At 70.8% G+C, this 8,575-nt stretch carries 6 protein-coding genes; 5 read left to right on the forward strand and 1 reads right to left on the reverse strand.

All coding sequences use genetic code 11. The features are described 5' to 3' along the window. The first annotated feature begins 123 nt into the window (after positions 1-123). The 3 genes from ACTHMF_RS12105 to ACTHMF_RS12115 are packed head-to-tail and all read left to right on the forward strand — an operon-like array spanning position 124 to position 3,876. Positions 124-1,095: a carbohydrate ABC transporter permease gene (locus tag ACTHMF_RS12105; protein ID WP_314149288.1), complete on the forward strand. Its 972-nt coding sequence runs from the start codon at positions 124-126 to the stop codon at positions 1,093-1,095. After that, positions 1,088-1,927: a carbohydrate ABC transporter permease gene (locus ACTHMF_RS12110; RefSeq protein WP_440317847.1), complete on the forward strand. Its 840-nt coding sequence runs from the start codon at positions 1,088-1,090 to the stop codon at positions 1,925-1,927. The genes ACTHMF_RS12105 and ACTHMF_RS12110 overlap by 8 nt, the downstream gene beginning before the upstream one ends. Positions 1,928-1,947: 20 nt before the next feature. Continuing rightward, positions 1,948-3,876: a glycoside hydrolase 5 family protein gene (locus ACTHMF_RS12115; protein ID WP_440317849.1), complete on the forward strand. Its 1,929-nt coding sequence runs from the start codon at positions 1,948-1,950 to the stop codon at positions 3,874-3,876. 13 nt (positions 3,877-3,889) lie between these two features. Here ACTHMF_RS12115 and ACTHMF_RS12120 read toward each other — a convergent pair whose 3' ends face one another. Then, positions 3,890-5,347: a helix-turn-helix domain-containing protein gene (locus ACTHMF_RS12120; RefSeq protein ID WP_440317851.1), complete on the reverse strand. Its 1,458-nt coding sequence runs from the start codon at positions 5,345-5,347 to the stop codon at positions 3,890-3,892. A gap of 120 nt (positions 5,348-5,467) precedes the next feature. Between ACTHMF_RS12120 and aceA the strand changes: the two genes are divergently transcribed. Together aceA and aceB are read left to right on the forward strand one after the other, a co-directional pair. After that, on the forward strand, positions 5,468-6,787 hold the full coding sequence (aceA, locus tag ACTHMF_RS12125; RefSeq protein WP_440317853.1) for an isocitrate lyase: 1,320 nt from the start codon (positions 5,468-5,470) through the stop codon (positions 6,785-6,787). 55 nt (positions 6,788-6,842) lie between these two features. Continuing rightward, positions 6,843-8,474 carry a malate synthase A gene (gene aceB / locus ACTHMF_RS12130; RefSeq protein WP_440317854.1) on the forward strand — a complete coding sequence of 544 codons (1,632 nt, stop codon included), beginning with the start codon at positions 6,843-6,845 and terminating at the stop codon, positions 8,472-8,474. Positions 8,475-8,575: the final 101 nt, after the last annotated feature.

Genomic DNA, 8,575 nt, shown 5'->3' on the forward strand with positions numbered 1-8,575 from the left:
GGCCCCACGGCCACGACCTCGCAAAGCCTGCGGGGGGGGGCGGCCCCGGGGCGGGGGGGGGGGGGGGCCCCCCCCCCCGCGGCCGCCCGGTCCGGCCTCCCGTCCGACCCCCGAAGGAGCCCCATGTCGACGACGACATCCGTCCGCACCACCCCGGCCGCGGTCCCGGCGCCAGCCAAGAAGCGCAGGCGCAGGCCGAAGGGATGGTGGCTGCCGCTGGTGCTGCTGGCACCGGCCATCGTGTTCGAGCTGCTCATCCACGTCGTGCCCATGCTCACGGGCATCTGGATCAGCTTCCTCCAGCTCACCAAGTTCTACATCGCCAACTGGGGCGAGGCGCCGTTCGTCGGCCTGCACAACTACCAGGTCGCGCTCGACTTCAACACGTCGATCGGCTCGGCGCTGCTCCAGTCCTTCGTGATCACCTGCGGGTTCACCATCCTCGTCGTCGGCTTGTCCTGGGCCGTCGGGATGGCCGCCGCCGTCGCGCTGCAGGGCAGGTTCCGCGGCCGCGGCTTCTTCCGCACGCTCTTCCTGGTGCCGTACGCGCTGCCGATGTACGCCGGCATCATCACCTGGAAGTTCATGCTGCAGAAGGACACCGGGGCGGTGAACCACTTCCTCTTCGACAACCTCGGACTGCCCGGCGACAAGCCGTTCTGGCTGATCGGAGGGAACGCGTTCTGGTCCATCGTGATCGTGGCGATCTGGCGGCTCTGGCCGTTCGCCTTCCTGATGCTGATGGCGGGGCTCCAGTCGATCCCGGACGAGGTCTACGAGGCCTCGGCCGTGGACGGCGCGAAGCCGTTCCGGCAGTGGCACGCGATCACGCTGCCGATGCTGCGGCCGGTCAACGCGGTGCTGCTGCTGGTGATGTTCCTGTGGACGTTCAACGACTTCAACACACCGTTCGTGCTGTTCGGAAACGCCCAGCCCCCGGCGGGCGACCTGATCTCGTTCCACATCTACAACGCCTCGTTCCTGACCTGGAACTTCGGCTCGGGAGCGGCGATGAGCGTGCTGCTGCTGATCTTCCTGCTGATCGTGTCCGGCATCTACCTGCTCGTGCTGAACCGGAGGAACCGCCATGCGTGAAACCACCTCGTCCCGCGTGTTCCGCTGGGTCGTCATCGTCGTCCTGACGCTGTTCACCGCTGTGCCCCTCTACGTGATGGTCACCACCTCGCTGAAGCCGCTGTCGGACGTGCAGGGTGCCTTCACCTGGTGGCCGACCAACATCACCTTCCAGCCCTTCATCGACATGTGGACGACCGTCCCGCTCGCCTCGTACTTCGTGAACAGCCTGATCGTCGCCACCTCGGCGACGCTGCTCAGCCTGATCGTCGCGGTCTTCGCGGCCTACGCGGTCTCGCGCTACCGGTTCAAGGGCCGGTCGGTCTTCACGACCACCGTGCTGTCGACGCAGATGTTCCCCGGCGTGTTGTTCCTGCTGCCGCTGTTCCTCATCTTCGTGAACATCAACCAGGCGGTCGGCATCCAGCTGGTCGGCACCCGCTGGGGGCTCGTGATCACCTACCTGACCTTCGCGCTGCCGTTCTCGATCTGGATGCTCGCCGGCTACTTCGACGGCATCCCGCGCGACCTGGACGAGGCGGCGATGGTGGACGGCTCCGGCGCGATGGGCGCGCTCTGGCACGTTGTGCTGCCCGCGGCGAAGCCCGGGCTCATCGCGGTGGCGATCTACTCGTTCATGACGAGCTGGGGGGAGGTGCTGTTCGCCAGCGTGATGACGACGGACGAGAACCGGACGCTCGCGGTCGGCCTGCAGCTGTACTCCACGCAGACGAACGTCTACTGGAACCAGATCATGGCCGCGTCGCTGGTGGTCTCCATCCCGATCGTCGTCGCCTTCCTGCTCCTCCAGCGCAGCTTCGTCGCCGGCCTCACCGCCGGCGCCGTCAAATGACACCCGCCCCGAAAGGAATCATGGACCGCCCTTCGCCCCTGCTCACCGTGGACGGGACCCCCGTTCTCTGGCTCGGCGCCAACTTCTGGTCGCGCACAGGAGGACCGCTGATGTGGACGCGCTACGACCCGGAGATCGTGCGCCAGGAACTGCGCGTGCTGGCCGACCACGGCCTGAACATGACCCGCTCGTTCTTCTACTGGCCGGACTTCCATCCGACGCCGGACACCCTCGACGAGCAGTGCGTCGCCAACTTCGCCGACTTCCTGGACGCGCACAGCGAGACCGGGATGACGACGGTGCCGACCTTCCTGGTCGGCCACATGTCCGGCGAGAACTGGGACCCGGTGTGGCGGGACGGCCGCGACCTGTACCGCGATGTCTGGTTCGTCGGCCGCCAGGCCTGGTACGTGCGGGAGCTGACCGCGCGGTTCGCCGCGCATCCCGCCGTCGCCGGCTGGCTGCTCACGAACGAGGTGCCGATCTACGGCGGGGAGGCGCCGCGGCCGATCGTGGACGCGTGGGCGTCGCTGCTCGTGGATGCGGTGCGCGCCGGTGGCGGGACGCAGCCGGTCGCGGTCGGCGACGGCGCCTGGGGCATCGAGACGACCGGACACGACAACGGCTTCTCGGTGCAGGACCTGGCCGCGTTCACCGACTTCGTCGGCCCGCACGTCTACCGGATGGAGACGGACCAGCTGCGGCAGCACCTGAAGGCCGCCTACATCGCCGAGCTGTGCGGCGACGCCGGGCTTCCGGTGGTGATGGAGGAGTTCGGGCTGACCAGCGACTTCGTCTCGGACGCGGGCGCCGCCTCCTACTACCGGCAGCTGCTGTACACGACGCTGCTCGCGGGGGCCACCGGCTGGATCGCGTGGAACAACACCGACTACGACGACCTGGCCGACCAGCGGCCGTACTCGCACCATCCCTTCGAGATGCACTTCGGCATCACCGACCGCACCGGCGCGCCCAAGCCGCCGCTGCGCGAGCTGGCGCGGTTCGCGTCGGACCTGGCTGCCATCGACCTGCCGAACCTGCGCAGGGCCCCGGTGGATGCGGCGCTCGTCGTGCCCTCGCACCTGGCCGCCGACTACCCGTTCACGCAGGAGGACGAGCGCGCGCACATCGTGGCGACGGGGGAGCAGGCGTACCTCGCAGCGCACGAGGCGCACATCCCGGTCGCCGTGGTCAGGGAACGCGAGGACGGCGGCATCCCGTCGGGGTACGGGCTGTACCTGCTGCCGTCCGTCAAGCAGCTCTGCGCGACGTCGTGGCTGCAGCTGGAGGAGCTGGCCGCCGACGGGGCGACCGTGTACGCGTCCTACGCGCACGGCCCAAGCGGCGTGCAGCGCGGGCCGTGGTGGTCGAACACCGAGGCGCTGTTCGGCGTGCGGATGGAGAGCGCGTACGGGCTGGCCGAGCCGGTGACGGACGAGGTGGTGACGCTGCGCTTCACGGAGGACTTCGGTTCGCTGCCGGCCGGCTCCGTCTTGTCCTTCCGCGCGGCCGGAAACGAGAACGGCCGCAGCCGCCTCCCGGTTCGGGCGACCTCGGGACGCGTGATCGCGGTGGATGCGCACGGACGACCCGCGCTCGTCGTGAAGGAGCACGGCCGCGGCCGCGCGGTCCTCGGCAGCTACCCGATCGAGTTCTTCGCCTCGGAGCTGGCACGGGTGAACCCGGAGGAGACCTGGCGGCTGTACGACGCGCTCGCCGAGGCCGCCGACGTGGAGCGGGACGTGCGCCTCGACGACCCGCGGGTCTTCGCCGACTCCCTGGTGCACGCCGACGGCCGCCGCTTCGTGGTGTTCGTCTCCGAGCACGAGTCCCCGGTCACGATCACCCCGCGCGTCGCGGGCGAGCTGCGCACGCTCACGGGCGACCCGGCCGCAGAGCTGCACCTCGACCCGTGGGGCGTCGCCGTCCGCGAGCTCGTGCAGGAGTAGCGCGCCCCGGCGCTCACGCGCTCGGCGCGTGCCGCTCCAGGAAGGTGTAGACCTCGGTCGCGTCGACGCCGGGGAAGGTGCCCGTCGGCAGCGCGGCGAGCAGGGACGTGGGGGTGCGGGCCGCGGGCCAGGAGTTGCCCTCCCAGCGCTCGGCCAGCGCCCCGGACGGGCGGCGGCAGCAGGACTCGTCCGGGCAGCGGGAGACGGCGCGATGCGGGGTCTCCCGGCCGCGGAACCACTTCACGTGCTCGAACGGCACGCCGACGCTCACCGAGTAGTCGCCCTCCTTCGCCTTCTCGATCCGGGAGGTGCACCAGAACGTCCCGCGCGGGGTGTCCGTGTACTGGTAGTACGGGCTGAACCGGTCGGCGACTTCGAACACGGTGCGCGCCGTCCAGTTCCTGCACACCGGAGTGCCCTCGATCGCGCCGAGCGCGTCGGAGGGGAACGCGACGGAGGCGTTCTCGTACGCCTTGATGATCGTGCCGGACTCGTGCACCGTCATGAAGTGCACGGGGATGCTCAGCCGCGCGGTCGCGAGGTTCGTGAACCGGTGGCACGCGGTCTCGTAGGAGACCGCAAAGGCATCGCGCAGGTCCTCCATCGAGATGCGCCGGAAGTTCTTGGCCTCGGTGAGAAGCGAGACCGCGTCCTTCTCCGGCAGCAGCAGGGCGGCGGTGAGGTAGTTCGTCTCCACCCGCTGCCGCAGAAACTCGGCGTAATTTCCCGGCTCCTCGTGATCGAGCAGCTGGGACGCGAACGCCTGCAGAATCGGCGACCGGGAGTCGCGCGAGGCGGACTGCTCGGTGGGCAGGTAGATGCGGCCGTTGCGCTTGTCGGTGACGGAACGGGTGGAGTGCGGCAGGTCGCCGACGTAGTGCAGGGAGAAGCCGAGGTGGTCGGCCATGTCCGCGACGGTCTGGTGCGAGACCGGCCCTCCGGAGTGCCCGACGGCGGCCAGGAGCTCGCCCGCGATCGCCTCCAGCTCGGAGAAGTAGTTGTCCCGCGCGCGCATGGTCGCGCGCAGCTCGGCGTTCGCGCGCCTGGCCTCCTCCGGCGTCGCCGCGCGCTCCTTGTGCAGTCGCTCGACCTCCTGATGCAAGGCCAGTATCGCCCGCAGCGTCGCGTCGGAGACGGCCTTCGAGACCCGGACCGGGGCGATCCCGAGCGAGGAGAAGACGGGGCCGCGCTGCGCCCGCTCGACGGCGATCTCGAGCGCCGACCGCTCGTCGGGGGCCTCGGGCGCGAGCAGGTCGTCGACGGTGACGTCGAGCGCGGCGGCGATCGTCCGCAGCTGCGCGAGCCGCGGCTCCCGGTTGCCGTTCTCGATGGTGGAGACCTGCGACGGCGCGCGGTCGATGGCGGCGGCGAGCTCCTCCAGGGTCATCCCGCGCCGGGTGCGGAACGCGCGGATGCGGCGTCCCAGGGTGAGTGCGTCTGCGGCGACGTCCTCGTCGACGGTGTCGGTCATGCTGGCCATCGTGACACTCGGCCGAAGTTCTGGCAAACAGAAGAACGCCGGAATTTCTGTTGACGAATCCGATCCGCGGGTGATGCGGCGGCCCCAGGATCGTGTCAACCGATCCGACCGATGGAGGCCACCATGAACACCGATCCCCGCCCCGGCGAGACCACGCAGACCGCCGCGGAGCTGCAGCTGGAGTGGGATGCCGACCCGCGCTGGTCCGGCATCCGCCGCGACTACACCGCCGAGGACGTCGTTGCCCTGCGCGGTCCCGTCCGCGAGGAGCAGACCCTCGCCCGGCGCGGAGCCGAGCGGCTGTGGGAGCTCATCCAGCGCCCGTCGACGCCGGAGGCCCCGCAGTGGGTCGCGGCCCTCGGGGCGCTCACCGGCAACCAGGCCGTGCAGCAGGTGCGCGCGGGTCTCGAGGCCATCTACCTCTCCGGCTGGCAGGTGGCCGCCGACGCGAACCTGTCCGGGCAGACCTACCCGGACCAGAGCCTGTACCCGGCCAACTCCGTCCCGGCCGTCGTCCGCCGGATCAACAACGCGCTGCTGCGCGCCGGCCAGATCGAGGGGACGGACGGCCCCGTCTCCGACTGGATGGCGCCGATCGTCGCCGACGCCGAGGCCGGCTTCGGCGGTCCGCTGAACGCGTACGAGCTGATGCACGGGATGATCCAGGCCGGAGCCGCGGGCGTGCACTGGGAGGACCAGCTGGCCAGCGAGAAGAAGTGCGGCCACATGGGCGGCAAGGTGCTCGTCCCCACCGGTCAGCACATCCGCACGCTCAACGCCGCCCGGCTCGCCGCCGACGTCGCCGGGGTGCCGACCATCATCGTCGCCCGCACGGACGCGCTCGCCGCGACACTTCTGACGAGCGACCACGACGAGCGCGACCGCGCGTTCCTCAGCGGCACCCGCACCGCGGAGGGCTTCTACGAGGTGCGGAACGGGATCGACCCGGTGATCGCCCGCGGTCTCGCCTACGCGCCGTACGCGGATCTGCTGTGGGTGGAGTCGGCCGAGCCCGACCTGGAGCTGGCCCGCCGGTTCGCCGAGGCCGTGCACGCCGAGTTCCCCGGTAAGAAGCTGGCCTACAACTGCTCCCCGTCGTTCAACTGGAAGAAGCACCTCGACGACGAGACCATCGCCCGCTTCCAGCGCGAGCTGGCCGCGATGGGATACGCCTTCCAGTTCATCACGCTCGCAGGCTTCCACGCCCTCAACCACTCGATGTTCCTGCTCGCCAAGGACTACGCGTCCCGGCAGATGAGCGCCTACGTCGACCTGCAGGAGGCGGAATTCGCCTCCGAGTCCGCCGGCTACACCGCCACCCGCCACCAGCGGGAGGTCGGGACCGGGTACTTCGACCGCATCGCGACGGCGCTCAACCCCGACAGCGCCACCCTCGCCCTGGTCGGATCCACCGAAGAGCACCAGTTCTAGCGGCGCCCCAGCCATCGCTTCCGGATGGCGGCCCACACGAAAGGAATCACGACTCATGATCGAGATCACCGGCCCGCGCACCGCCGGCCACGACGACATCCTGACCCCGGAGGCGATCGCCTTCGTCGACCACCTGCACCAGGCGTTCGCCGCCCGGCGCCAGGAGCTGCTCGCCGAGCGGCAGCGGCAGCGCACCGACGCCGGCAACGGCCGCGACCCGCGCTTCCTCAGCAGCACGGAGGCCGTCCGCGTCGACCCGCACTGGCGGGTCGCCGGGGCCGGCCCCGGCCTGGAGGACCGCCGGGTGGAGATCACCGGACCGACCGACCCGAAGATGGCGATCAACGCGCTGAACTCGGGCGCCCGCGTCTGGCTCGCCGACCAGGAGGACGCGACCAGCCCCACCTGGGCCAACGTCATCGGCGGCCAGGCGACCCTGCGCGCCGCCATCCGCGGCGAGCTGCGGCACACCAGCCCCGAGGGCAAGGAGTACCGGGTCAGCACCCCGCAGGAGCTCACGCCGACGATCGTGATGCGCCCGCGCGGCTGGCACCTGGTGGAGAAGCACCTCACCTTCACCGACCGCGCCGGCCGGAGCGCACCCGCCAGCGCCTCGCTGACCGACTTCGGCCTGTACTTCTGGCACAACGCGCAGGCCCTCGTCGACACCGGCCGCGGCCCGTACTTCTACCTGCCGAAGCTGGAGTCGCACCGCGAGGCGCGGCTGTGGAACGACATCTTCGTCTTCGCCCAGCAGCGCATCGGGATGCCCGTCGGCACGGTCCGCGCGACCGTGCTCATCGAGACCATCCCCGCCGCGTTCGAGATGGAGGAGATCCTGTACGAGCTGCGCGAGCACTGCGCGGGGCTGAACGCCGGGCGCTGGGACTACATCTTCTCGATCATCAAGACGTTCCTCGGCCGCGGCCGCCGGTTCGCGTTCGGCGACAGGGACCGGATCACGATGACCGTCCCGTTCATGCGGGCGTATACCGAGCTGCTCGTCGCCACCTGCCACAAGCGGGGAGCGCACGCGATCGGCGGGATGAGCGCGTTCATCCCGAACCGCCGCGACCCGGAGGCGACCGAGCGGGCGCTCGCGAAGGTCGCCGACGACAAGCGCAGGGAGGCCGGCGACGGCTTCGACGGCACCTGGGTCGCGCATCCCGACCTGATCCCGACAGCGCTGGCCGAGTTCGACGCGGTGCTGGGGGACCGGCCGAACCAGCTGGACCGCCTGCGCGAGGACGTGCACGTGACCGGCGACGACCTGCTGGACATCACGAGCGCGGGTGGAACGGTGACCGACGCCGGCGTGCGCTCGAACGTCTCGGTCGCGCTGCGCTACATCGAGGCGTGGCTGCGCGGGACCGGCGCCGTTGCGATCGACGGGCTGATGGAGGACGCGGCCACCGCCGAGATCTCCCGCTCGCTGCTGCGGCAGTGGATCGAGAACCGGGTCGTCACCGAGGAGGGCACCGCGGTCGACCGTGCGCTGGTGTCCCGCCTGCTCGACGAGGAGCTGGAGCGCCTCGGCGGCGCGGAGGGCGACCGGTTCGCCGACGCCGCGGAGATCCTGCGCGAGGTCGCTCTCGCCGAGGACTTCCCGACCTTCCTGACCATCCCGGCCTACGCCCGCTACCTGGTGGACGAGCCGGAGGCGGAGGAGCTGGCGCTGGCCGTCTGACCAGGCGTCCCGCCGTCAGGGGGGGGGGGGGGGGGGGGGCGGCGCGGACCCCCCCCCCCCGCCCGCCTGGGGGGGGGGGGGCCCGCCCCCCCCCGGCGGGG

The sequence above is a fragment of the Leifsonia sp. genome (genome assembly GCF_051955155.1).
In the GTDB taxonomy this organism is placed as follows: domain Bacteria; phylum Actinomycetota; class Actinomycetes; order Actinomycetales; family Microbacteriaceae; genus Leifsonia.